The organism is Micromonospora sp. HUAS YX12 (genome assembly GCF_040215685.1).
GTDB lineage: Bacteria > Actinomycetota > Actinomycetes > Mycobacteriales > Micromonosporaceae > Micromonospora > Micromonospora tulbaghiae.
The window spans coordinates 2,472,513-2,496,987 of the sequence record NZ_CP157974.1; the positions used below are offsets into that span (position 1 = coordinate 2,472,513).

Consider the following 24,475-nt stretch of genomic DNA (forward strand, 5'->3'; position numbering starts at 1 on the left):
CTAGCGTCGGTGGGCCATGCGCTTCTCACCGGCCGGTGATCCCGGCACCCCCGACGCGCGGTCGGCCACCCGATACCTCGTGTGGCTCGCCGGGCGGCAACCCGTCATCTTCGGCGCCGGTCTCGCGCTCGGCGTGATCTGGATGCTGGCCCAGGCGCTGGTGCCGGCCGTGCTCGGCCGCGCCGTGGAAGCCGGCCTGGCCCAGCGCGACCCGGACGCGCTGGTGCGCTGGGGGCTGGTCCTGCTCGGACTGGGCCTGGTGCAGGCCGTCGCCGGGATCCTGCGCCACCGCTGCGCGGTGCACAACTGGCTCGGCGCCGCCTACCGCACCGTGCAGGTCACCGTGGACGCCACCAACCGGCTCGGCGCCGCGCTGCCCCGGCGGGTCGCGGCGGGTGAGGTGGTGAGCATCGGCACCGCCGACATCGAGCACATCGGCGGCGCCATCGACATCACCGCCCGCGGCGCCGGCTCGGTGGTCGCCATCGTCACCGTCGCGGTGATCCTGCTCAGCGCCTCCCAGCCGCTCGGCCTCGTGGTGGTGCTGGGGGTGCCGCTGCTGATGGCGCTCGTGGCGCTGCTGATCCGACCGCTGCACCGGCAGCAGGCCGCGTACCGGGACTCGACCGGCGGGCTCACCGCCCGGGCCGCCGACATCGTCTCCGGCCTGCGCGTGCTGCGCGGAGTCGGCGGCGAGCCGGTGCTGTCCGAGCGCTACCGGCAACGGTCCCAGGCGTTGCGCGCGGACGGGCTGCGGGTGGCCCGGGTCGAGTCGCTGCTGCAGGCCGCGCAGATCCTGCTGCCCGGCGTCTTCGTGGTGCTGGTGACCTGGCTGGGCGCCCGGTTCGCGCTGCGCGGCGAGATCAGCGCCGGCGAGCTGGTCTCGTTCTACGGCTACACCGCGTTCCTGGTCAGCCCACTGCGCAACCTCACCGAGGCGGCCGACAAGCTGACCCGGGGACACGTCGCGGCCCGCCGGGTGGTCCGGTTGCTGCGGCTCGCGCCGGAGTTCACCGACCCGGCCACCCCGGTGCCGGTGCCGGCCGGGCCGGGCGAGCTGGCGGACGTACGTTCCGGGCTGGTGCTGCGACCGGGCCGGCTCACCGCGCTGGCCGCCGCCACCGCGCAGGACGCCACCGAGATCGCCGACCGGCTCGGCCGGTACGCCGACGGCGACGTCACGCTGCACGGCGTACCGCTGCGGGACGTGGCGCTGGCGACGGTGCGGGAGCGGATCCTGGTGGCCGACAACGACGCGCAGCTGTTCAGCGGCGTGCTGCGCACGGAGCTGGACCCGCACGACCGGGCCGAGCCCGGGGCCGTGGCGGCGGCGCTGGACGCGGCGAGCGCCACCGACATCGTCGAGGCGCTGCCCGGCGGCCTGGACGGCGAGGTCGCCGAACGCGGCCGGGAGTTCTCCGGCGGGCAGCGGCAACGGCTGCGGCTGGCCCGCGCGCTCGTCGCCGACCCGGAGACGCTGATCCTGGTCGAGCCGACCAGCGCGGTGGACGCGCACACCGAGGCGCGCATCGCCGAACGGCTCGGCCCGGCCCGCCACGGCCGCACCACGCTCGTCTGCACCACGAGCCCGCTGGTGCTCGGTCACGCCGACCACGTGGTCTTCGTGGAGGACGGCAAGGTCGTCGCCGAGGGCCGGCACGAGGAACTACTCGCCGCCGAGCCGCGCTACGCCGCCACGGTGAGCCGGGAGGAGGACCGATGAGCAACGCGCTGCCCGTCGCCGACATCGCCCAGGTCCGCCGGTACGTGCGCGAGCTGATCCGCCGTCACCCGCGTGGCCTGGCCGCCGCGCTCGGCCTGCACGCGCTCGCCGCGGGCGCCGGGCTCGTCGCCCCGCGCCTGCTCGGCGACCTGGTGGAGGGGATCTCCCAGGGCATCGCCGCGGCGACAGTGGACCGGGTCCTGGCGGCCATCGCCGCGTTCGTGGTGGTGCAGGCGGTGCTGGTCCGCTTCGCGCACCTGGCCTCGGCCCGGCTCGGTGAGCGGGTGCTCGCCGAGCTGCGGGAGGAGTTCGTCGACCGGGTGCTCGCGCTGCCGCTGGCCACAGTCGAGCGGGCCGGCACCGGCGACCTGCTCACCCGCACCTCGCGGGACGTCGCCGCGCTGTCCCGTACGGTCCGGTTCGCCGGGCCGGAGACGCTCATCGCGGCGCTGACCGTGCTGCTGATCCTCGGCGCGCTGGTGCTGACCGGCCCGCTGCTGGCGCTGCCCAGTCTGCTGGCGGTGCCGGTGCTGTGGGCCGGCACCCGCTGGTACCTGCGCCGCGCGCCGCAGGGCTACCTGCGGGAGAACGCCGCCTACTCGGACATCACCGACGGGATCAGCGAGACGGTCGAGGGGGCGCGGACCACCGAGGCGCTGCGCCAGGCGGCCCGCCGCCGGGCTCGCGGCGACGCGGACATCCGCCGGTCGTACGCGGCCGAGCGCTACACGCTCTACCTGCGGACCGTGTTCTGGCCGGTGGCCGAGTTCGGCTACCTGGTGCCGATGGTGGCGACCCTGCTCATCGGCGGCTGGTTCCACCTGAAGGGCTGGGCCAGCCTCGGTCAGGTCACCGCCGCCACGCTCTACGCCCAGCAGCTCACCGACCCGATCGAGCGGCTGCTCGGCTGGCTGGACGAGTTCCAGGTCGGCGGCGCCTCGCTGGCCCGGCTGCTCGGGGTGGCCGCCGAGCCGGACGAGCGCGCCAAGGCATTCGCCACGCCGGACGAGCGCGCCGCCGCTGCGGGAAGTGCGGGCGGCACGGGCCGGCTCGCCGCGCACGACGTCCGGTACGCGTACCGCCCGGGTCACGACGTGCTGCACGGCGTGACGCTGGAACCCCGGCCGGGGGAGCGGCTGGCGATGGTCGGCCCGTCCGGGGCGGGCAAGTCGACGCTGGGCCGGCTGCTGGCCGGCGTGCACGCGCCGAACGCCGGCACTGTGACAGTGGACGGACGGCCGCTGGCCGGAATGCCCCTGGCCGAGCTGCGTACCCATGTCGCGCTCGTCAGCCAGGAGCACCACGTGTTCATCGGCACGCTCGCCGACAACGTGGCGATGGTCCGGCCGGACGCCGACCCGGCGCGGGTACGCGCGGCGCTGGCCGCCGTCGACGCGCTGGACTGGGCGCTGGCCCTGCCGGACGGGCTCGGCACGACGGTCGGCGCGGGCGGCCACCCGCTCACCCCGGCGCAGGCGCAGCAGCTCGCGCTGGCCCGGCTGGTGCTCGCCGACCCGCACACGCTGGTGCTGGACGAGGCCACCTCGCTGATCGACCCGCGGGCGGCCCGGGCCCTGGAACGGTCGCTGGCGGCGGTGCTTCAGGGCCGTACCGTCATCGCGATCGCGCACCGGCTCTTCTCCGCGCACGACGCGGACCGCGTGGCGGTGGTCGCCGACGGCCGGATCACCGAGCTGGGATCACACGACGAGCTGGTCGCGGCCGGTGGCTCGTACGCCGCGCTGTGGCGTTCCTGGCACGGCTGAGGACGCGAGACGGGCCCCGGCGACATGCCGGGGCCCGTTCGACGGCCGGGTCACGAACGGCGGGTCAGCCGCCAGGTCGCGTACCCGCCGGTGCCGAGTGCGATCAGGAACACCGCCCACACCACCCCGGTGCCGACCTGGAGCCCGCCACCGCTGCCCACGTTGGCCTGGGCGGCGGCGACGAGCGAGTCGCTCTGCGCGGGCGGCAGCGCGGCCGGCGGCAACTGCTGCCAGCGCACCAGCCCGGTGCTCTCCAGCATGGTCATGTGGTCGTTGACGAACGTGTTGGCGTCCTCGGCCAGCTTGCGCACGATCGGGTCGCGGGTGCTGGCCCGGACCGCGCCGATCACCGGGAAGATCTTGCCGTGGGCGACCCGCAGCCGGGTGACGAAGATCTGGTCGAACCGGGCGCCGGTGGCGTTCCGCATCTCGGTCAGCCACCCCTGCTGCTCGGCCGTCGGATCCGTCGGCAGAATGGCGCCGAGCTTGTTGGCCGCCTCGACCACCAGCTGGTCCAGCTCCGCGTGCTGCTTGGCGATCTCCGCGCCGACCTCGCGTACCCGGGCGGACTGGCCCTTCTCGGCCGCCATCTGCCCGGCCGGCATCTCCCACAGCCCGGCCAGCCGTACGCCGTTGAGCAGCGTCATGTCGGCGGCGTTCATCTGCACGCCGGGGTTGGGCGCGGCCTGCGCCGTCCCGGGAACGACGCCGATCCCCGCGCCCAGCGCGGCGAGCAGCAGTACCACCCGGTGCGCCAGCTTGCGGCGTGCGGATTCCAGCGATGCCATGGTTGCGGTGCCTCCTCGGTCCGGTACCCAACGTTGCGGCGGTGCAGCCGGCTGCGGCCTCCCCTGACTCTGATACGGGCACGGGCGCCATTCGGTTCATCATGCGGCAGGTTCGGTGTCTTGAGCGTGACGATGCAGCCGGCCGAGGCCGCGCAGGACCGCACGCCTATCCAATGGGTAAGGATCCGGCCTCCGTGCACTGTCAATGAACCTTGATGTTTCTATGGCGCCCTGTTAGCGTGTCGGATGTCGATATAAGGAGGCGCTTGTGAAGATGTTCCGAAGAATGCTGGCCGTCGGCCTTGGTGCTGTTGTGTTTGTGGGACTAAGGGATGTCTCGTAACCCGGTGGCCATCCTTTGAGGACGATCACCGAAGATGCCATGGTGCAGGTGATCACCTCAGCCCGTCCGGAGTGGATCTTCCCGTTCACCGGACTGCAGCCCGCCCAGTTCCGCAAGCTGGTCCGCCTGGTCGCCGAACGTGGCGGGGACACGATCGCCGATGGGCGGCCGGGCCGGCAGTGGGCCCTCGACCTCGCCGATCGGGTGCTGCTGGTGGCCACCTACTGGCGCACCAATCTGACCATGCGGCAGATCGGCCCGCTGTTCGGGGTCTCACACTCGGCCGCGCACCGGGTCATCGACACCCTCGCCCCCCTGCTAGCCCTGGCCCCGGTGCGGCGGCGGCCCGTCGACCAGATCGCCATCGTCGACGGCACCCTCGTGCCCACCCGGGACCACCGCCTGGCCGCGCCGAGCAAGAACTACCGCTACTCGACCAACCTGCAGGTCGCCATCGACGCCAGCACCCGCCTGGTCATCGCCGTCGGCGACCCACAGCCCGGCAACCGCAACGACACGATCGTCTACCGCACCTCAGGCATCGACCAGAAACTCGCCGGGCGGCCGGTCATGGCCGACGGCGCCTACCGCGGCAACCCCGAGGTGATCATCCCGTACCGCAAGCCCGCCGACGGCAGCGAGCTACCGGCCTGGAAGGAAGACCTCAATGCCCAGCACCGCACCGTCCGGGCGCAGGTCGAACACGCCCTGGCCAGGATGAAGTGCTGGAAGATCCTGCGTGACTACCGCCGCGCCGCCCGTACATTGGCCGATGCCGCTTCCGGCATCGCCAACCTGCACAACATCGCCCTCGCGGGCTGACCGCCATTCCGGTGCCGGGCAACGCCTTCATCGAGTTACGAGACGTCCCTTAGCGGGGGTTCCTGCAACTGCTTCAGCTAAGACTCCCGACGGGGATGTTACGACAATGGGGACCTGCAGCACGGCGTACTGCGGCGGCGTTGTAAGGAACACCAGTAGCATGAACGTACGAGTGACCAACAATTGGTGCTACAGTAGTTCGACTCCCCGCTACCAGGATACGCTGACCGACTGCGTGGACTATGTGGGTTCGAGTACCAAATGGCCCGCCGACTTCGAGTTGCCGCCCGGAAAAACGACGGCCAGCTACCCCAAGTACTACGACACCGACGCGGTTCGCATTTACAGGGGGTGTAAAGTCTGGATGCTTGAAGAGGTGACGGGCTTGTATGAGGTGTGGGACCGTCGTGGGGAAGTCACGAGCATGTGGAAGAAGATTGTCAATAGCGAACGCTGGAATGTTTACCAGATTCAGTGTGGCTAAGTTGATTGAGTCTGTTTGATGGGCGGGCGGGAATAGTTTCCCGTCCGCCCATCATTGCGCGGCATAAAGCGGGTCGGCGAGGAGTCGTTCGAACGCCAGCTCCGCGGCGCCGATCAGCGCCGCGTCGTCACCGAGCTTCGGGGTACGCAGCCGCACGTGCTCCAGGCACGCGGGCAGCCCGTTCGAGTTGAGCCGGCTGCGTACCTGCGCCGCGGAGGCCAGGTAGAGGTCACGCATGGTGCCGCCGAAGATGACCATCTCCGGGTTGAAGATGTTCACCAGGTTCGCGACGCCGAAACCGAGCCAGTCGCCGGCCTGCCTTACTGCGATCTGGGCGCGGGCGTCACCGCGGTCGGCGGCGTCGAAGACGGCGAGCAGGGCGTCCCGGCCACGCGCCTCGGACCGGCCGGCGGCGCGCAGCAGCCCGTGCTCGCCGATCTCGGTCTCCCAGCAGCCGCGCCGGCCGCAGTCGCAGCGCACCCCGTCGCGGACCACCACCATGTGGCCGACCTCGCCGCCGTAGCCGCCGTGCCCTCTCAGCCGCCGGCCCCCGGCGATGATGCCCGCGCCCACGCCGACGTCGCCGTAGAGGTAGATGACGTTGTCGCAGCCGACCGCCGCGCCCCGGGCGTGCTCGGCGTACGCGGCGACGTCGGCCACGTTGCCCACCGTGATCGGTACGTCTATCCCCAGCTCGACGGCGAGCGCGGCACCGATCGGCTCGTCCACCCAGCCGGTGGTCGGGCTGAGCCGGACCAGCCCGTCCTCCCGGCGGACCATGCCGCAGACCGCCAGCCCGGCGCCCACGCAGATCGCGTCCGTCGGCACCGACTGGTGCATCTCCTTGACCGCGCCGGCGAGCAGCGGAGCGGCCTCCCCGGCGACCAGGTTGCGCGGCCGGTCCATCTCCCGGCGGTCGAGCACCTCACCGCCGAGCCCGACCCGCGCGGCCCGCAGCCGGTCCACCTCGACGCTGTACGCGTACGCGTAGACCCGCTCCGACTCGGGCCGGACGACGAGTGACGGTCGTCCGGCCCGGCCGGTCTCCTTCGGCGTCCCCTCGCTGACCAGACCGGCGCCGGCCAGGTCCGCGGTCAGCGCGCCGATGGTGCTGCGGTTGAGGCCGAGCGCGGTGGTCAGCTCGGCCCGGGTGGTGGCGCCGTGGACGTGTACATAGCGGAGCAATGCGCCCAGGTTCTGCCGACGAATCTCGTCCTGACTGGGGCCCGCGCGCATTGCCACTGCCATCGTGTCGATAACCGGGATCAGCGGGTACCGGTCGCGGCAGAACGTCGCCGGGAAAGCGCGTCGACGCCGGCGGCGAGGAGCAGCACCAATCCGGTGAAGATGAACTTCAGCCCGGAGCTGAGGTCGAGCAGTCCCATACCGTTGATAATGACAGCCACCACCGCGCCGCCCAGCACCGCGTTGATCATGCGGCCTTTGCCCCCGAAGAGGCTGGTGCCGCCGATGACGGCGGCGCCGACTGCGTAGAGGAGCACGTTGCTACCACCGGTGTTGGGATCCACGGACCGGTCCCGGCTGGCGGCGATGATTCCGCCGACAGCTGCCATGCCCGAGCAGATCACGAAGGCCGAGATCTTGAGCCGGTCCACGTTGATGCCGGCCCGTCGCGCCGCCTCGGCGTTGCCGCCGACTGCGTAGAGGTGACGGCCGTAGGCCGTACGGTTGAGCACGAACGTCCAGAACACCAGCAGAAGCGCGACGATCGGTACGACCACCGGCATGCCCTTGTTCGACGTGATCAACGGGTTGATGCTGCGCTCCTGGTTGAGCACGTAGACCGCGAGCACGATCAGTAGCGCCAGCCCGCCGATCCGGGCGCCCATCACGGCTGCCGGTTCGGTCACCAGACCCCGGGAGAGCCGGTTGCGGTGGCGCAGTAGCTGGGCGACGGCGTAGCCGAGGATCGCGACGGCGGCCAGCAGCCAGCCGATGGCCGGCGCGATGCGGCCGTTCTCGATGCCGACGATCACGTCGTCGCTGATCGAGATGTTGCTGCCCTCCTTCATGAGCAGCAGCACCACGCCCTGGAACGCGAGGAAGCCGGCAAGGGTCACCACGAACGACGGGATGCCCACCTTCGCAACCAGGAATCCGAGGATCAGACCGATCAGCACACCGGTGACCAGGGCCGCGAGGACGGCGACGTACCACGGGTAGCCGAGAACGCTGACCACGTTCGCCAGGATTCCGGCGCAGACGCCGCTGGCGAAGCCGGCGGAGAGGTCGATCTCGCCGAGCAGGAGCACGAAGATCAGCCCCATGGCGATCACGGTGACTGCGGCGCCCTGGGTGAAGAGGTTGGCGAAGTTCCCCGCGGAGAAGAAGACCGGGCGCACGATGGTGAACACCACGCAGAGCACGACGAGGCCGATGACCGCGGGCAGAGCGCCCAGGTCGCCGCCGCGCACCCGGGCGAGGTAGTTGCGGACGTGGGCGCCAACGGTGTTTGCGGGCGTGACGGCGGCCGGTCCTTCCTTCTTTACGGCGGTGGCGGTCATCGGAGCGCTCCCGAGGTTGTGTCGGCGGATTCGGTGCCGTTGCCGGACTCGGTGGCGAGCCCGAGGTTGCCGGAACGGCCCGCGGTGATCAGCTCGACCACATGCGAGTGGGTGATATCGCTGGTCTTGACCTGGGCCACCATCTGGCCGAGGTAGAGCGCGGCGATCCGGTCGGAGACGGCGAAGACGTCGTTCATGTTGTGCGAGATGAGCACCACGGCCAAGCCGTTGTCGGCCAGCCGGCGCACCAGCTCCAGCACCTGGGCGGTCTGCGCGACGCCGAGCGCGGCGGTCGGCTCGTCCAGGATGACGAGCCTGCTGTTCCAGAGCACGGCCTTGGCGATGGCGACTGTCTGCCGCTGGCCGCCGGAGAGGCTGGCCACGTGCTGGCGCAGCGACTTCACGGTGCGCACGCTGAGGCCGGCGAGCGTCTCGGCGGCCATCTGCTCCATGGTCGGCTCGTCGAGCACGATGCCGCTGCGCTTCTCCCGGCCGAGGAACATGTTCTGCACGATGTCGAGGTTGTCGCAGAGCGCCAGGTCCTGGTAGACGACCTCGATGCCGAGTGCGGCGGCGTCGCGCGGGCTGTTGATGCTCACCGGCTTGCCGTCGAAGAGGAACTCGCCGGCGTCGGTGGGGTGGATGCCGCTGATGCACTTGACCAGGGTCGACTTGCCGGCGCCGTTGTCGCCGACGAGTGCGGTCACCTCGCCGGGGTGCGCGGCGAAGGCGACGTCACGCAGCACCTGGACGGGACCGAAGCTCTTGTCGATCCCGCGTAGCTCCAGCAGGGGGGTTGCGGACACGGGGTTCTCCTTTGGGCGGAGGGAGGTCTCGGATCCCGTCCGGCGCGGGCGCCGCCCGGCACGGAGAACCCGTGCCGGGCGGCGCCGCCTGAGGCGGGTGGGTCAGCTCACGCCGGCGTCGGTGCAGAGCTTCGCGAAGGCACCGGTGCAGAGCTCTTCCTTAGTGACGTAGCCGTCAGCCACCACGTCCTTGACGTTGTCCTTGTAGATGGCCTTGGGCTCCAGCAGCACCGACGGCACGTCCCGGCCGCCCTCCGGGTCCTTGACCGTCTGGCCGGTGTCCTTCCGCTCACCCTTGGCGAGCGCGATGGCCAGCTCGGCGGCGGCGTCCGCCTCCTTCTTGACCGCCTTGTAGACCGTCATGCACTGGTCACCGGCGAGGATGTTCTGCAGACCCTGGACAGTGGCGTCCTGACCGGTCACCGGCACCTTGCCGTTGAGCTGGTTCTTCTTCAGCACCGAGATGGCCGCGTTGCCCAGACCGTCGTTGGCGGCCAGCACGCCGTCGATCTTGCCCTTCTCCTGGGTGAGCATCTGCTCGAAGATCACGCCGGCCTGCGCGTTGTCCCAGTCCGGGACGTTCTGGTCCGGGCCCTTCGTGTACTCACCCGCGTCGAACTTCGGCTTCAGGATCGAGTCGTAGCCGTTCTTGAACAGTGTGGCGTTGTTGTCGGTCTGGGAGCCGTTCAGGTAGGCGATCTTCGGCTTCTGCGCGCCCTTGTCGGTGAGGCACTTGCTCAGTCCCTCGCCCTGGAGTTTGCCGACCGCCTCGTTGTCGAAACTGACGTAGTACTGGGCCGAGCCGCCCAGCGTCAGCCGGTCGTAGTCGATCGTGGCTACGCCCTGCGACTTGGCCTTCTCCAGCACGGCCTTGCCGGTGCCGGAGTCCAGGTTGACGATCATGAGGGCGGTGACGCCGCTGGTCAGCATGCCGTCGGCGATGGTGGAGAAGGCGGACTTGTCGCCCTGGGCGTTCTGGATCGTGTAGTCGACGCCGGCGGCCTTGAACGCCGCCTCCAGGTACTTGCGGTCCGCGCCCTCCCAGCGGGCGGAGGACTTGCTGTCCGGCAGGATCACGCCGATCTTCGGCTTCTTGGCGTTGGAGCCGCCGGCCTCGTCGGACGAACCGCCGTTGTCGCCGCAGGCGGCCATGCTGCCGGTCGCGAGGAGACCGACGGCCGCGAAGGTGAGGAAGCCCTTGCGCATGTGCAGGGTCCTTTCGGAGGTGGGGGAGTGGTGATGTTTTGTTGTGTCCGGCAACGTATTCCCCGCCTCCCGTGCCCCGCAAGACTGCCGAGGTCAGAAGTTTTGTTGGCGGCGGTAACAATTCAGCAACGCGGTTGTCACCCGCAGGACACCGCCCGGAGAACGTGTTCCGGGAACGCTCCCACCGGCGCCGTCACGAACCCGCTCAGGCGGCGGCGATCGCTGCCGTCGTCGCCCCGGTGAGCGCCACCAGATCCGTCGGCGCGAGCTGCACCTGCAACCCCCGGCGACCCGCCGAGACGTACACCGTCGGGTGCGCCAGCGCGGAGGCGTCGATGACAGTCGGTAGCCGCTTGCGCTGCCCGAGCGGGCTGATGCCGCCGCGCACGTATCCGGTCGCCCGCTCGGCAGTCGGCCGGTCGGCCATCGTGGCCCGCTTGCCGCCGGCCGCGGCGGCGAGCGCCTTCAGGTCCAGCTCGCCCGTCACCGGCACCACGGCCACCGTCAGCCCGCCGTCGACCTCGGTGACGAGCGACTTGAACACGCGCTCCGGCGCCACCCCGAGCGCGGTCGCGACGAGCGCGCCGTAGTTCGGCGCGTCCGGCGAGACGTCGTAGGTGTGGGTGCTGTGGGCGATCTTCCGCTTGCTCAGCAACGCGATCGCCGGAGTGCCAGGGCCCGCCACGGGCTCAAGCTAACCCGCGCGCCGCGACACCGCGAGCCGGAGACGTGAGCCGGGGTCAACCGCCGGCCGGAACCGGCCGGCAGACGAGCACCGTGGGATCGCCGGCGACCCGGGTCAGCGCCAGACCGGCCGCCTCGTCGCCGGACAGCCGCAGGTCGCGGCGCAGCTTCTCCGGTTCCAGCGCCGACCCGCGCTTGCGGATCTCGACCCGGCCGACCCGCCGCTCCCGCAGCAGGGCGCGCAGCCGCTTCAGCGAGAACGGCAGCACGTCGGTGATCTCCAGGCAGCGGGCGAACGGGGTGGGCCGGGCCTCGTCGGCGTACAGGTAGGCGATCGACGGGTCGGCGAGCGTGGCGTCGAGGTCGGTGGCCAGTTCGGCGACCAGGTGCGCGCGTACCACCGCCGGATCCGGGTCGTAGAGGAACCGCCGGACCGGTCCCACCGGCGCCTCCTGTGCGCCCGTGCCGGTGAGGAGCGATACCGCGTCGTCGCGCTCCCGCAGCACCGTGGCGCGGCGCGGGATCTCGGCCAGCTCGCCGCACCACAGCGCGGCCTCGACCAGATCGCCGTCCACGCTCACCCACTCCGCCTCGGCGCCGGCCGGGATCAGCGCGTGGTCCAGCCCGGGCGCCACCTTGACGACGGTGCGCGGCACCCGCGCGGCCAGGCCGGTGACGAAGTCCCACGGCGGCGAGTAGGCGTTCGGGTCGAAGACGCGCCGCCCGGTGCCCGCCCGCCGCCGCGCCGGATCGCAGAACACCGCGTCGACCCCGGTCACGTCGAACGCCGTGGCGTCACCGTGCTCGACCGTCACCAGACCGGCGAGCCCGGCCGCCCCGGCGTTCGCGGCGGCCATCGCGGCGGTCACCGGGTCGGCCTCCACCGCGTACACCCGGATGCCGGCGCGGGCCGCGGCGAGCGCGTCGGCTCCCAGGCCGCACCCCAGGTCGGCCAGCGTGGTCACGCCCGCGGCGCGCAGCCGTGCCGCGCGCCGGTCGGCGACCGCGCGGCGGGTGGCCTGCTCCAGCCCGGCCCGGGTGAGGAACATCCCGGCCGCCGCCGCGCCGAACTTGCCGGCCGCCCGGCGGCGCAGCTCCGCCTGGGTGAGCGCCGCCGCCGCGAGCCCGCCGGGGATGCCGGCCGAGCGCAGCGCGGCGGCCGCCGCCAGCGGGTCGCCGCCGGCCACCCGCCCGGCCGCGGCGAGCGCCGCCGACCCCTCGGGGGTACGCAGCGCGGCGAGCTGGTCGAGATCCACGCGCTCATTCTCCCGGCCCGGTTCCGGCGCGACACGGAGGGCGACGCGTTGGCACTCTCCTTGACGGAGTGCTAGCCGAGGAATAACCTGCGATTAGCACTCTCACCCTGAGGGTGCCAACACCCGAGCCTCGTGCCCGGGGGTTGAGCGCCAGGCGGACCGGCACCCGCGACGACGGCCCCGCCCGGTGGCATGTGGCAGATTGACGCTGGTCGGCATGCCGGCCGGCAACGACACCAAGTACCCGGGAGGGTATGCCCGTGACTACCGCGACCAAGGTTGCGATCAAGCCGCTCGAGGACCGCATCGTGGTCCAGGCGAACGAGGCCGAGACCACCACCGCCTCGGGCATCGTGATCCCCGACACCGCCAAGGAGAAGCCGCAGGAGGGCACCGTCCTCGCTGTCGGCCCGGGCCGGATCGACGACAAGGGCAACCGCGTGCCGATCGACGTGAAGGTCGGCGACACCGTCCTCTACTCGAAGTACGGCGGCACCGAGGTCAAGTACGCCGGCGAGGAGTACCTGGTGCTCTCCGCCCGTGACGTCCTCGCGGTCATCGAGAAGTAAGCAACCGATCAGTGTCGTTGCCCCGGTCCGGCTCGCCGGGCCGGGGCAACGTCGCTTCGAAGGGATACTGATGGCGAAGATCCTCAGCTTCTCGGACGACGCCCGGCACCTGCTCGAGCACGGTGTCAACGCCCTCGCGGACGCGGTCAAGGTCACCCTCGGCCCGCGCGGGCGCAACGTCGTCCTGGACAAGAAGTTCGGTGTGCCCACGATCACCAACGACGGCGTGACCATCGCCAAGGAGATCGAGCTCACCAACCCGTACGAGAACCTCGGCGCGCAGCTGGTCAAGGAGGTGGCGACCAAGACCAACGACGTCGCCGGCGACGGGACCACCACCGCCACCGTGCTGGCCCAGGCGATGGTCCGGGAGGGCCTGCGCAACGTGGCCGCCGGCGCCAACCCGACCGGCCTCAAGCGCGGCATCGACGCGGCGGCCGCCAAGGTCTCCGAGGCGCTGCTCGGCAAGGCCGTCGAGGTCGCCGGCAAGGAGTCGATCGCGCACGTCGCGACCGTCTCCGCGCAGGACGCCGCCATCGGCGAGCTGATCGCCGAGGCGATGGAGAAGGTCGGCCGCGACGGCGTCATCACCGTCGAGGAGGGCTCCGCGCTCACCACCGAGCTGGAGGTGACCGAGGGTCTCCAGTTCGACAAGGGCTTCATCTCGCCGAACTTCGTCACCGACCTGGAGGCGCAGGAGGCGGTCCTGGAGGACCCGTACATCCTGATCACCACCCAGAAGATCTCGGCGATCGAGGAGCTGCTGCCGCTGCTGGAGAAGGTTCTCCAGAACAACAAGCCGCTGCTCATCGTGGCCGAGGACGTCGAGGGCCAGGCCCTGTCCACGCTCGTGGTCAACGCGCTCCGCAAGACCGTCAAGGTCTGCGCGGTCAAGGCCCCCGGCTTCGGCGACCGCCGCAAGGCGATGCTCCAGGACATGGCGATCCTGACCGGCGCCGAGCTGGTCGCCCCGGAGCTCGGCTACAAGCTCGACCAGGTCGGCCTGGAGGTGCTGGGCACCGCCCGCCGCGTCGTGGTCGACAAGGAGAACACCACGATCGTCGACGGTGGCGGGCAGGCCTCCGAGGTCGCCGACCGGGTCGCGCAGATCCGCAAGGAGATCGAGGCCTCCGACTCCGAGTGGGACCGGGAGAAGCTGGCCGAGCGGCTGGCGAAGCTCTCCGGCGGCATCGCCGTGATCAAGGTCGGCGCGGCCACCGAGGTCGAGATGAAGGAGCGCAAGCACCGCATCGAGGACGCCATCGCCGCGACCAAGGCCGCGGTCGAGGAGGGCACGGTCCCGGGTGGCGGCGCCGCCCTGGCCCAGATCCTGCCGGCGCTCGACGACGACCTGGGCTTCACCGGTGACGAGAAGGTCGGCGTCTCGATCGTGCGCAAGTCGCTCGTCGAGCCGCTGCGCTGGATCGCCCAGAACGCCGGTCACGACGGCTACGTGGTGGTGCAGAAGGTCGTCGGCCGGGACTGGGGCCACGGCCTCGACGCCGCCACCGGCGAGTACGTCGACCTGGCCAAGTCCGGCATCATCGACCCGGTGAAGGTGACCCGCAACGCGGTCAGCAACGCCGCCTCGATCGCCGGCCTGCTGCTCACCACCGAGAGCCTCGTGGTGGAGAAGCCGGCCGAGCCGGAGCCGGCCGCCGCCGGTGGCCACGGCCACTCGCACGGTCACGGCCACCAGCACGGCCCGGGCTTCTGACCCGAGGAGTACGCCCGACGTCAGGGCACACCGCCGACCCGGTGGTGTGCCCTGACGCGTATCTGCTTACGGAACGCTGACGACATTGGCAGCCGGCCCGGCGGGTCGACCAGACTGGACGCCGTGAGCACCCTCTCCCGCCGCCGCGCGGCGACGGCCGGTGTCGTCGCCGCCGTGGTGGCACTCGGCACCGCCGAACCCGTGGCGGTCCTGACCGGTCCCCGGTCCGCTCCGCTCGTCGCCGTCGGCGGACTCGTCGTCGACCTGGTCCCCGAGCCGCTCAAGCAGTTCGCCATCGACGTCTTCGGCACGTACGACAAGATCGCCCTGCTGGTCGGGACCGCGCTGCTGCTGGCCGCGTTCGGGGCGCTGCTCGGCCTGGCGGCGGCCCGGCGGCTGGTGATCGGCCTGGCCGGCGTCGCCGCGTTCACGGTGCTCGGCGTCGCCGCCGCCCTGACCCGGTCCGGTGCGAACGCGTTCGACGCGCTGCCCTCCCTGGTCGGCGGCGGACTCGGCGCGCTGACCCTCTGGACCTTCGTGGCCGGACCGCTGAGCGCCGATCCGGGACGCCGGCAGCGGGCCGGGACCGATCCGGCCGAGCGCGTCGTGGCCGACCCGGCGGGCGGCGATCGGGCACCTCGCGCCACGCAGCCGTCCGCCCCGCCCCCGGCGGTCGCCGCGCTCGCCCGCGAGGGGGAGACCCCCGGCGGCTGGGAGCCGGTCCGGCACGACGACGACGCGGAGTCCCGGCGGCGGTTCCTGCGGGGCGCCGGGCTGCTGACCGGCGCGGCGGCGGTGGCCGGGCTGGGCGGGCACTGGCTGGCCGGCCGTCGCGGCGTGTCAGCGGCCCGGGAGGCGGTGACGCTGCCCGCCCCGGCCGCGCCCGCCCCGCAGGTGCCGGCCGGAGCCGACCTGTCGCTGCCCCGGCTCGCGCCGTACGTCACGCCGAACCGGGAGTTCTACCGGATCGACACGGCGCTCGTGGTGCCGCAGGTCGACCCGGCCACCTGGCGGCTGCGCATCCACGGCCGGGTGCGCAACCCGATCGAGCTGAGCTTCGACGACCTGCTGGCCCGCCCGATGGTCGAGCGGTACGTGACGCTCGCCTGCGTCTCCAACGAGGTGGGCGGCGACCTGATCGGCAACGCGCGCTGGCTCGGCGTACCGATCAGGGAACTGCTCGACGAGGCCGGCCCGGCCGACGGCGCGGACCAGGTGGTCGGCCGCGCGGTGGACGGCTGGACCTGCGGTACGCCCACCTCGGTGCTGCGCGACGGGCGGGACGCGCTGCTCGCGGTCGGCATGAACGGCGAGCCGCTGCCGATCGAACACGGCTTCCCGGTGCGGATGGTGGTGCCCGGCCTCTACGGGTACGTGTCGGCCTGCAAGTGGCTCACCGAGCTGGAGCTGACCAGCTTCGCCGACTTCGACGCGTACTGGGTGCCGCGCGGCTGGTCCGCGCAGGGCCCGATCAAGACGCAGTCCCGGATCGACACGCCCCGGCCCCGCAGCCGCCCGGCCGCCGGCCCGGTGACGGTGGCCGGTGTGGCGTGGGCGCAGCATCGCGGCATCCGCCGCGTCGAGGTACGCGTCGACGGCGGCCCCTGGCAGGAGGCGACCTTGGCGCCTGCGGTGTCGGCTGACACCTGGGTGCAGTGGTCCTGGCGGTGGGACGCGACGCCGGGCGAGCACACGCTCCAGGTCCGGGCGACCGACACGACGGGCGAGACCCAGACGGAACAACCCGCCCCGGTCGCCCCCGACGGCGCGACCGGATGGCACACCGTAAGAGTCACCGCCGGTTGATCACCTGCCGCTCGCGAAAGAGATCTTGGTACGAAAAGGCCCCCATAGGGGCGCAGAGCTTCCAAGATCTACGGGTGTCCTGATTTGTAGAACGGGCCCCACGAGACGACGCCGCGCCCCGGGGGTCCGGGGCGCGGCGTCGGGGGTCGTGAAACCGGTCAGGCGACCTTGCGCTGGTCCGGCACGGCGGTGTTGTGCGGCCGGCCGAGGCGCGCCTCCAGCCGGGCGATGTCCACCCGGGTCTGCCGGCGGTCGGCCAGGTCCTCCCAGCCGAGCGCGAGCAGCCGCAGCCGCTCGGACTCGCTGAAGCCGCCCCAGACGCCGTACGGCTCGCGGACGGAGAGCGCGTGCGCGGCGCACTCGGCGCGTACCGGGCAGGCGCGGCAGACCGACTTGGCGCCGGTCTCGCGGCGCAGCCGGGAGGAGCCGCGCTCGCCGTCCGGGTGGAAGAACTGCGCGCTGTCGCGGCCACGGCAGGCTCCGAGCCGCTGCCAGTCCCAGAGCTCGTCGATCGGTCCAGGCAGCCTACGTACGTTCGACATCAGCACCCCTCCTCCCGCGCGGCACCGCGGAGAATGTTCGTGGCCAGCTACCGGGCGGCGGTCCGCGCGGGATGCCGGTTCCGGATGAACCCCTCGGTACCCGAGCGGTCCGCGCCTCACACATCTGTGATCGAAAACCTCGGACACTCGGCGGCATATGCCCCATCTGTCGGAAAAGTTCGGATGATTGACCGGAACCCCCTCCCGGCCTCACCTCCGCATGGTCTGCTCTGAGTCGGAGAGGAGACCACCGTGCGTAGTGTTCTTGTGTGCGTTCGGACACCATTGGCGGCCCAGCATCTGACCTCCGCGGCGGCGCGGCTCGGGCTGTCCGGCGTCGTCCGGACGGCCGTCTCCGATCCGGAGGTGATGTTGCGGCTCGCCGAGCGTCCGGTGGACGTGGTGCTCGCCGACACCGCCCTGACCCGCCCGGACAGCGCCGGCTTCGTCCGGCGGGTGCTCGCTCGCGCCCCGCAGGCAGCGGTTCTGCTGCTCGGCGCCGAGGAGTCGGAGTCGGCGGCGGCCACCATCAGCGCCGGGGCGCGCGGACTGATCCAGAACGCCGACCACGACCTGACGAGCGCGGTCGCGAAGGCGCTGCTGCTGCTCTCCGCCCCCGGCCGGAGCAACCGGCACCGGGTGGCGGACACCGCCCGGGACGCGGCGGCGGTGGGCGGGCCGACCCGGCCGGCGGCGCCGGGGCGTACCCAGGGTGGGCCCGGCTGGCCGGCGACGGCCCCGGTGGACGCCGCGGGCCTGCCCACGGTGGTGCCTGTGCAACGGGGTGAGGACCCGGACGACCCGGCGGCGGCCGACGGCGCGGAACCGCCCCGGGCCGGTGCGGCCCAGCGGCCGGCGCGGACGCCGCGCAGCGCGATCGGGCTGACCGAGCGGGAGCTTCAGGTGCTGCTCGGGATGGCCGAGGGCAAGAGCAACGCGGAGATCGGGCGGGAGCTGTTCGTCTCCGAGGACACGGTCAAGACGCACGCCCGGCGGCTGTTCCGCAAGCTCGGCGCGCGCGACCGGGCGCACGCCGTGGCGGCCGGATTCCGGGCGGGCCTGGTCGCCTGACCCGCGCGGGCATCACTCCGGCGTGGAGTCGTCGGTGCCCTCGGTGAGCGTGTCGTGCACGCCGTCGGCGTAGCCGCGGGCGTAGTCCCAGCTCACGTAGTGGTCCGGGTCCGGGTCGTAGGCCGGCTCGTGCACCCGGGGACGGCCCGAGTTGAGCAGGTGGCGCAGGTTGCCGCGGAGCAGGTCCCAGTCGAAGTAGTGCGGCTCGCGGCAGTCCTCGCACTCGATCACCAGGCCGCGCACGCCGATCGGCTGGAGCAACGCCTGGTAGATCTCCAGGTCGGCGAGATCCTCCAGGACGTCCTGGCGCTCGACCTCGGTCAGCGGGTCGAGCGCGTCGTCGTCGCCGGGGTCGTGCAGGCCGGCAGCCGGATCGGCCGGGTCGCCGTTGAACGGGTCGATGGGCTCGTCGTGCACCCCCTCACCGTAGACCCCGAGCCGCCGGAAAGCCCGCCCGAGCCCGTGCTGTGGCCCGGCCTACCCTCGGGCCCGCCGCTGCCCGGGCCGGGACGGGCAAGTGGGTACGATGAGGCGACGCGCCGTCACCAGGCGCCTGCCGGTGCCCCCGCGCGCCGCCTCGCTGCAGCCCGATCGACCAGCTCAGGGGAGCAATCGTGGAGAATTCGCCCAGCACCGAGATCCCGGCCGGCACCGACGGCGGGGAGCTGGGTGGTCATCTGCCCGAGCTGCCGGCCGGTTCGGCCCGGGTGGTGCCGCTCGGGCTGACCTTCGACGACGTACTGCTCCAGCCGGGCGAGTCGGACGTCGTGCCCAGCCGCGTCAACACCCGCACCCGCCTCACCCGCAACATCGAGCTGACCGTGCCGCTGCTGTCCAGCGCGATGGACACGGTCACCGAGGCGCGGATGGCGATCGCCATGGCCCGTCAGGGCGGCATCGGCGTGCTGCACCGCAACCTCTCCGTGGAGGACCAGGCGCTCCAGGTGGACCTGGTGAAGCGCTCCGAGTCCGGCATGATCACCAACCCGGTGACCGCCAGCCCCGACGACACGCTGCGCGAGGTCGACGCGCTCTGCGGGCGTTACCGCATCTCCGGCGTGCCGGTGGTGGACGGGCAGGGCCAGCTGGTCGGCATCGTCACCAACCGCGACATGCGGTTCGTCTCCGACCCGGCCACGCCGGTGCGCGAGATCATGACCCGCACCCCGCTGATCACCGCCCCGGTCGGCGTGAGCAAGGACGAGGCGCTCGGCCTGCTGCGCCAGCACAAGATCGAGAAGCTGCCGATCGTGGACGCGAGCGGCAAGCTGCGCGGCCTGATCACGGTCAAGGACTTCACCAAGAGCGAGCAGTACCCGAACGCCACGAAGGACGACGCGGGCCGGCTCCGGGTCGCCGCCGCGGTCGGCGTGGGCGAGGACGGCTACAAGCGGGCCCGCGCGCTCGTCGACGCCGGCGTGGACGTCGTCATCGTGGACACCGCGCACGGCCACCAGCGGGCCGTGCTGGAGATGGTGGCCCGGCTCAAGCGGGACGTCACCATCGACATCGTGGGCGGCAACATCGCCACGTACGCGGGCGCGAAGGCGCTCGTCGAGGCCGGCGCGGACGGCGTGAAGGTGGGCGTCGGCCCGGGCGCCATCTGCACCACCCGGATCGTGGCCGGGGTCGGCGTACCGCAGATCACCGCGATCATGGAGGCGGCCCGCGCCGCCCGCCCGGCCGGCGTGCCGGTGATCGGTGACGGCGGCATCCAATACTCGGGCGACATCGCCAAGGCGCTCGTCGCCGGCGCCGACACCGTGATGCTCGGCAGCCTGCTGGCCGGTTGCGAGGAGAGCCCCGGCGAGCTGATCTTCATCAACGGCAAGCAGTACAAGGCGTACCGGGGGATGGGCTCGCTCGGCGCGATGCAGTCGCGCGGCCAGGGCAAGTCCTACTCCAAGGACCGCTACTTCCAGCAGGACGTGCTCGCCGAGGACAAGCTGGTCCCGGAGGGCGTCGAGGGCCAGGTGCCGTACCGGGGGCCGCTGTCCGCGGTCGCCCACCAGCTCATCGGCGGGCTGCGCGCCGCGATGGGGTACGTGGGCGCGGAGAGCATCCCGGAGCTGCACCGGCGTGGCCAGCTCATCCGGATCACCGCGGCCGGGCTCAAGGAGAGCCACCCGCACGACATCCAGATGACCGTCGAGGCGCCCAACTACCACTCCCGCTGAACCACCACCCCCAACCACCTGGAGTCCCCATGCGTGACGTGGTCGAGATCGGGCTGGGCAAGACCGCGCAGCGCGGTTACCACCTGGACGACATCGCCATCGTGCCGAGCCGCCGCACCCGGGACGTCGACGACGTCTCCACCGCGTGGCAGCTCGACGCGTACCAGTTCGGCATCCCGTGCGTCGCGCACCCCTCGGACGCGACCATGAGCCCCGCCTCGGCGGTCCGGCTCGGCCAGCTCGGCGGCCTCGGCGTGCTGAACGTCGAGGGCCTCTGGACCCGGTACGAGAACCCGGCCAAGATCCTGGAGGAGCTGGCCGGTCTCGGCGAGGACGCGCGGGCGACCAAGCGCCTCCAGGAGGTCTACGCCGAGCCGATCCGGCCCGACCTGATCGCCGAGCGGGTGCGTGAGCTGCGCGAGGGCGGCGGCACGGTGGCGGTGCGGGTCTCCCCGCAGCACACCCTGGCGCTGGCCCCGGTGATCCTCGACGCCGGCGTCGACATCCTGGTCATCCAGGGCACGCTCGTCTCGGCCGAGCACGTCTCCACCACCGACGAGCCGCTGAACCTCAAGGAGTTCATCGCCGACCTGGACCTGCCGGTCGTCGTCGGCGGCTGCACCGACTACAAGACCGCGCTGCACCTGATGCGTACCGGCGCGGCCGGCGTGATCGTGGGCATCGGCGGCGACGACTGGTCGACCACCGAGTCGGTGCTCGGCATCCGGGTGCCGATGGCCACCGCCATCGCCGACGCCGCCGCGGCCCGCCGCGACTACCTGGACGAGACCGGCGGCCGGTACGTGCACCTGATCGCCGACGGCGACATGCAGACCTCCGGCGACATCGCCAAGGCGCTCGGCTGCGGCGCGGACGCGGTGATGCTCGGCGAGCCGCTGTCGCTCTGCGAGGAGGCGCCGGCCGGCGGCGCCTGGTGGCACTCCGCGGCCAGCCACCCGTCGCTGCCCCGGGGCGCGTTCGAGGTGGCCGGCGAGCCGCTCGGCTCGATGGAGAAGCTGCTGTTCGGCCCGGCCGACGAGCCGGACGGCCAGCTCAACCTCTTCGGCGGCCTGCGCCGCGCGATGGCCAAGTGCGGCTACCGCGACCTGAAGGAGTTCCAGAAGGTCGGGCTGGTCCTCGACCGCTGAGCACCGCTGAGCACCGCTGAGCACGGCATGACGGCGCGGGCGGCGGCACGGACGTGTTCCGGCCCCGCCCGCGCCGTCGCGCGTCTAGGCTCGCCGGGTGAGACGGGGGCGGGTCTGGGCGGCAGGGCTGGCGGCGGCGGCGCTCGCGCTGAGCGGGTGCACCGGCGGCGACGAGAGCGGGTTCCGGCCGGGCGCGGCGGACGCCGGTGACCCGTACGTGCCGGGGGCCGGCAACGGCGGCTACGACGTGGGCCACTACGCGCTGGACGTGCGCTACGACCCGGCCGGCGACCGGCTCACCGGCACCGCGACGCTGACCGTCACCGCCACCCGGGCGCTGTCCCGGTTCCAGCTCGACCTGGCCGGGCTGGACGTGGAGCGGGTGCGGGTGGACGGCGGGGCGGCGAAGCACCGCCACGACGGCGCCGAGCTGATCGTCACCCCGGCGGGCGGGCTGCCGTCCGGGCGGCGGTTCACGGTCGAGGTGACGTACGGCGGGGTGCCGCAACCGCTGCCGAACGCCGAACTCGGCGACGGCGGCTTCCACGCCACACCGGACGGCGCCATCGCGCTCGGCCAGCCGGAGTCGGCGAGCACCTGGTACCCGGTCAACGACCACCCGTCGGACAAGGCCACCTACGACCTCGCGGTCACCGTGCCGGACGGCCTGGCCGCGCTGTCCAACGGCGTGCCGGAGGGCAAGACGTCCAGCGGCGGATGGACCACCTGGCGCTGGGCCGAGCGCGCGCCGATGGCCAGCTACCTGAGCACGCTGGTGATCGGCGACTACCGGGTCAGCAGCGGCACGCACGCCGGCAAGCCCATCGTCACCGCGGTCGCCGCGGCGCTGCCCGCGGACGGGCCGGCCGCCGCGTCGGTGGCCCGCACCGGCGAGGTCGCCGACTTCCTGGCCACGCGCTTCGGGCCGTACCCGTTCGAGGCGTACGGCGGCGTGGTGGTCGCCGACGAACGCATCCGGTACGCGCTGGAGACGCAGAGCCGTCCGGTCTACGGGCCGGCGTTCTTCCGTGGCGACCGGCCGAACACCGAGGTGGTCGCGCACGAGCTGGCCCACCAGTGGTTCGGCGACAGCGTCTCGGTTGCCCGGTGGAGCGACATCTGGCTCAACGAGGGCTTCGCCACGTACGCCGAATGGCTCTGGGCCGAGCACGACGGCGGGCGGACCGTGGCGCAGACCGTCGTCGAGCGCTACGCGGCCACCGACTGGTCGAAGCCCACAGTCGACCCGGGCCGGGCCGGGATGTTCGGCGACGCGGTCTACCAGCGGGGCGCGCTCGCGGTGCACGCGCTGCGCCGCGCGCTGGGCGACGAGACGTTCTACCGCGTGCTGCGCGGCTGGCTGGCGCAGCACCGCGACGGCAACGTCACCACGGCCGACTTCGTCGGATACGCCGAACGCACGTCCGGGCGGCCGCTGCGGGCGCTGCTGGACGCCTGGCTGGTCGGTGGCACGCCGCCGGGACTGCCGTGACGCACGCGTGACCGCCGCTGGGTAGGCTGCCGCGGTCGGAGCGGCCCGTGGGCGGGGCCGCCGAACGGGCCCCGGGAGGGATCGAGGCGATGACGCGGCGCGGCGCACGACGACGGCTCGGGTTGCTGACCTGCGGCACCCTGTTGGTGGCCGGCTGCGGTTCGGCCGAGCCGGACCCGGGCCCGTCGTCCCCGGCCGGCCCGGCGCCGGCGACCTCGCGCAGCTTCGCACCGGGCGCGGCCGGCGCCGGCGATCCGTACTTCCCGAGCTACGGCAACGGCGGGTACGACGTCGCGCACTACACCGTCAAGGTGCGCTACGACCCGGACACCGACAAGCTCAGCGGCACCACCACGCTGCGGGCCACGGCGACCGCCGACCTGTCCGCGTTCAACCTGGACCTGGCCGGGCTGACCGTCCGATCGGTCACGGTGGACGGCGCCGCCGCCCGGCACAGCCGTAGCGAGGACGAACTGGTGGTCACCCCGGCCATCGGGCTGACCTCCGGCAACGGGTTCACCGCCGAGATCCGGTACGACGGCCGGCCGGAGCCGCTGCGGAACGAGGTGCTGGGCGAGGGCGGCTGGCTGCACACCGGCGACGGGGCGATCGCGCTCGGTCAGCCGGAGTCGGCGAGCACCTGGTTCCCGGTCAACGACCACCCGTCGGACAAGGCCACCTACGACATGGAGATCACCGTCCCGAAGGGACTGACGGCGGTCTCCAACGGCGTGCCGAAGGGCAAGTCGGCAAGCGGCGCCTGGACCACCTGGAAGTGGTCGGAGACCGCGCCGACGGCCAGTTACCTGACCACTGTGGCGATCGGGAAGTTCCGGGTCACCACCGGGCAGCACAAGGGGCGGCCGGTCTACAGCGCGGTCACCACGCAGGTGGCGCAGGGCGCGCCGGACCGGTCCATCGCGCGCACCGTCGAGGTCGCCGACTACCTGGAGAGCGTCTTCGGGCCGTACCCGTTCGACTCGTACGGGGGCGTGGTGATCGCCGACGAGCGGATCCGGTACGCGCTGGAGACGCAGAGCCGGCCGGTCTACTCCGCGAGCTTCTTCCGGCAGGGCGACAACACCGGCGTGGTCGCGCACGAGCTGGCCCACCAGTGGTACGGCAACAGCGTGTCGATCCAGCGCTGGCAGGACATCTGGCTCAACGAGGGGCTGGCCACGTACGCCGAGTGGCTGTGGGCCGAGCACAGCGGCTCGACCACCGTGCAGCGTACGTTCGAGCAGAAGTACGCGAACGCCGGCGGTCAGGTGTGGCGTACGCCGCCGGGCAAGCCGGGCGTCGCGAACCTGTTCAGCCGCTCGGTCTACGACCGGGGCGGAATGACCGTGCACGCGCTGCGGGTGGCGGTGGGCGACACCGCGTTCTTCACCATCCTGCGCACCTGGGCCGCGGAGCAGAAGAACGGCAACGCCACCACCGCGGACTTCGTGGCGCTGGCCGAGCGGATCTCCGGCAAGAAGCTGGCGAAGGTCTTCGACCCGTGGCTGTACGGCACCGAGCGCCCGCCCGCCCCGAAGCCGCTGTAGCGC

General features: G+C 72.4%; 21 protein-coding genes. 12 read left to right on the plus strand and 9 right to left on the minus strand.

Translation table 11 applies throughout. The features are described 5' to 3' along the window. Positions 1 to 16 precede the first annotated feature (16 nt). On the plus strand, positions 17 to 1,723 hold the full coding sequence (locus ABIH81_RS12130; RefSeq protein ID WP_349880343.1) for an ABC transporter ATP-binding protein: 1,707 nt from the start codon (positions 17 to 19) through the stop codon (positions 1,721 to 1,723). Further along, positions 1,720 to 3,489: an ABC transporter ATP-binding protein gene (locus tag ABIH81_RS12135; protein ID WP_349880344.1), complete on the plus strand. Its 1,770-nt coding sequence runs from the start codon at positions 1,720 to 1,722 to the stop codon at positions 3,487 to 3,489. The genes ABIH81_RS12130 and ABIH81_RS12135 overlap by 4 nt, the downstream gene beginning before the upstream one ends. A gap of 50 nt (positions 3,490 to 3,539) precedes the next feature. Here ABIH81_RS12135 and ABIH81_RS12140 read toward each other — a convergent pair whose 3' ends face one another. After that, positions 3,540 to 4,277 carry a DUF4142 domain-containing protein gene (locus ABIH81_RS12140; RefSeq protein WP_349880345.1) on the minus strand — a complete coding sequence of 246 codons (738 nt, stop codon included), beginning with the start codon at positions 4,275 to 4,277 and terminating at the stop codon, positions 3,540 to 3,542. A 385-nt stretch (positions 4,278 to 4,662) separates the two neighbouring features. Here ABIH81_RS12140 and ABIH81_RS12145 point away from each other — a divergent pair, with 385 nt between their 5' ends. Then, positions 4,663 to 5,442 carry a transposase family protein gene (locus ABIH81_RS12145; protein WP_349881075.1) on the plus strand — a complete coding sequence of 260 codons (780 nt, stop codon included), beginning with the start codon at positions 4,663 to 4,665 and terminating at the stop codon, positions 5,440 to 5,442. Positions 5,443 to 5,602: 160 nt separating this feature from the next. Beyond that, positions 5,603 to 5,926, plus strand: coding sequence for a hypothetical protein (locus ABIH81_RS12150; RefSeq protein WP_349880346.1), 324 nt, complete (start codon positions 5,603 to 5,605; stop codon positions 5,924 to 5,926). 51 nt (positions 5,927 to 5,977) lie between these two features. Here the strand turns inward: ABIH81_RS12150 and ABIH81_RS12155 are convergent, their stop codons facing one another. From ABIH81_RS12155 to ABIH81_RS12180, 6 genes are all read right to left on the minus strand, one after another. Beyond that, positions 5,978 to 7,162 carry an ROK family protein gene (locus tag ABIH81_RS12155; RefSeq protein WP_349881076.1) on the minus strand — a complete coding sequence of 395 codons (1,185 nt, stop codon included), beginning with the start codon at positions 7,160 to 7,162 and terminating at the stop codon, positions 5,978 to 5,980. A gap of 29 nt (positions 7,163 to 7,191) precedes the next feature. Continuing rightward, the gene (locus ABIH81_RS12160) at positions 7,192 to 8,451 is read right to left on the minus strand and encodes an ABC transporter permease (protein WP_349880347.1); all 1,260 of its coding nucleotides are present in this window, start codon (positions 8,449 to 8,451) and stop codon (positions 7,192 to 7,194) included. After that, a complete protein-coding gene (locus ABIH81_RS12165) occupies positions 8,448 to 9,257 on the minus strand; it encodes an ATP-binding cassette domain-containing protein (RefSeq protein WP_349880348.1) in 810 nt (269 codons plus the stop codon). The genes ABIH81_RS12160 and ABIH81_RS12165 overlap by 4 nt, the downstream gene beginning before the upstream one ends. A gap of 102 nt (positions 9,258 to 9,359) precedes the next feature. Continuing rightward, entirely contained in the window at positions 9,360 to 10,463 is a 1,104-nt protein-coding gene (locus tag ABIH81_RS12170; protein ID WP_349880349.1) for a substrate-binding domain-containing protein, read from the minus strand. A 205-nt stretch (positions 10,464 to 10,668) separates the two neighbouring features. Continuing rightward, positions 10,669 to 11,148: a Cys-tRNA(Pro) deacylase gene (gene ybaK / locus ABIH81_RS12175; protein ID WP_349880350.1), complete on the minus strand. Its 480-nt coding sequence runs from the start codon at positions 11,146 to 11,148 to the stop codon at positions 10,669 to 10,671. Positions 11,149 to 11,203: 55 nt separating this feature from the next. Continuing rightward, on the minus strand, positions 11,204 to 12,403 hold the full coding sequence (locus ABIH81_RS12180) for a methyltransferase domain-containing protein (RefSeq protein WP_349880351.1): 1,200 nt from the start codon (positions 12,401 to 12,403) through the stop codon (positions 11,204 to 11,206). A 254-nt stretch (positions 12,404 to 12,657) separates the two neighbouring features. On the opposite strand from ABIH81_RS12180, the gene groES reads away from it, so the two are divergent. The 3 genes from groES to ABIH81_RS12195 all read left to right on the plus strand — a co-directional run bounded on the left by groES (position 12,658) and on the right by ABIH81_RS12195 (position 16,495). Continuing rightward, the gene (gene groES / locus ABIH81_RS12185) at positions 12,658 to 12,972 is read left to right on the plus strand and encodes a co-chaperone GroES (RefSeq protein WP_018222648.1); all 315 of its coding nucleotides are present in this window, start codon (positions 12,658 to 12,660) and stop codon (positions 12,970 to 12,972) included. 70 nt (positions 12,973 to 13,042) lie between these two features. After that, positions 13,043 to 14,689: a chaperonin GroEL gene (gene groL, locus ABIH81_RS12190; RefSeq protein ID WP_349880352.1), complete on the plus strand. Its 1,647-nt coding sequence runs from the start codon at positions 13,043 to 13,045 to the stop codon at positions 14,687 to 14,689. A 123-nt stretch (positions 14,690 to 14,812) separates the two neighbouring features. After that, positions 14,813 to 16,495, plus strand: coding sequence for a sulfite oxidase (locus tag ABIH81_RS12195; RefSeq protein WP_349880353.1), 1,683 nt, complete (start codon positions 14,813 to 14,815; stop codon positions 16,493 to 16,495). 158 nt (positions 16,496 to 16,653) lie between these two features. On the opposite strand, the gene ABIH81_RS12200 is transcribed toward ABIH81_RS12195, so the two are convergent. Then, complete coding sequence (locus tag ABIH81_RS12200) at positions 16,654 to 17,037, minus strand: WhiB family transcriptional regulator (protein ID WP_120574131.1); 384 nt, start codon at positions 17,035 to 17,037, stop codon at positions 16,654 to 16,656. Positions 17,038 to 17,289: 252 nt separating this feature from the next. Here ABIH81_RS12200 and ABIH81_RS12205 point away from each other — a divergent pair, with 252 nt between their 5' ends. Beyond that, on the plus strand, positions 17,290 to 18,108 hold the full coding sequence (locus ABIH81_RS12205; RefSeq protein WP_349880354.1) for a response regulator transcription factor: 819 nt from the start codon (positions 17,290 to 17,292) through the stop codon (positions 18,106 to 18,108). 12 nt (positions 18,109 to 18,120) lie between these two features. Here ABIH81_RS12205 and ABIH81_RS12210 read toward each other — a convergent pair whose 3' ends face one another. Further along, positions 18,121 to 18,525, minus strand: a complete 405-nt coding sequence (locus ABIH81_RS12210) for a DUF5319 domain-containing protein (RefSeq protein WP_349880355.1) — start codon at positions 18,523 to 18,525, stop codon at positions 18,121 to 18,123. Between the two features lie 197 nt (positions 18,526 to 18,722). Here ABIH81_RS12210 and guaB point away from each other — a divergent pair, with 197 nt between their 5' ends. From guaB to ABIH81_RS12230, 4 genes are all read left to right on the plus strand, one after another. Next, a complete protein-coding gene (gene guaB, locus ABIH81_RS12215) occupies positions 18,723 to 20,285 on the plus strand; it encodes an IMP dehydrogenase (protein ID WP_349880356.1) in 1,563 nt (520 codons plus the stop codon). 29 nt (positions 20,286 to 20,314) lie between these two features. Continuing rightward, positions 20,315 to 21,433, plus strand: a complete 1,119-nt coding sequence (locus tag ABIH81_RS12220) for a GuaB3 family IMP dehydrogenase-related protein (RefSeq protein WP_013288539.1) — start codon at positions 20,315 to 20,317, stop codon at positions 21,431 to 21,433. 97 nt (positions 21,434 to 21,530) lie between these two features. Then, on the plus strand, positions 21,531 to 22,925 hold the full coding sequence (locus ABIH81_RS12225) for a M1 family metallopeptidase (protein WP_349880357.1): 1,395 nt from the start codon (positions 21,531 to 21,533) through the stop codon (positions 22,923 to 22,925). Between the two features lie 89 nt (positions 22,926 to 23,014). Further along, positions 23,015 to 24,472, plus strand: a complete 1,458-nt coding sequence (locus ABIH81_RS12230) for a M1 family metallopeptidase (protein ID WP_349880358.1) — start codon at positions 23,015 to 23,017, stop codon at positions 24,470 to 24,472. Positions 24,473 to 24,475: the final 3 nt, after the last annotated feature.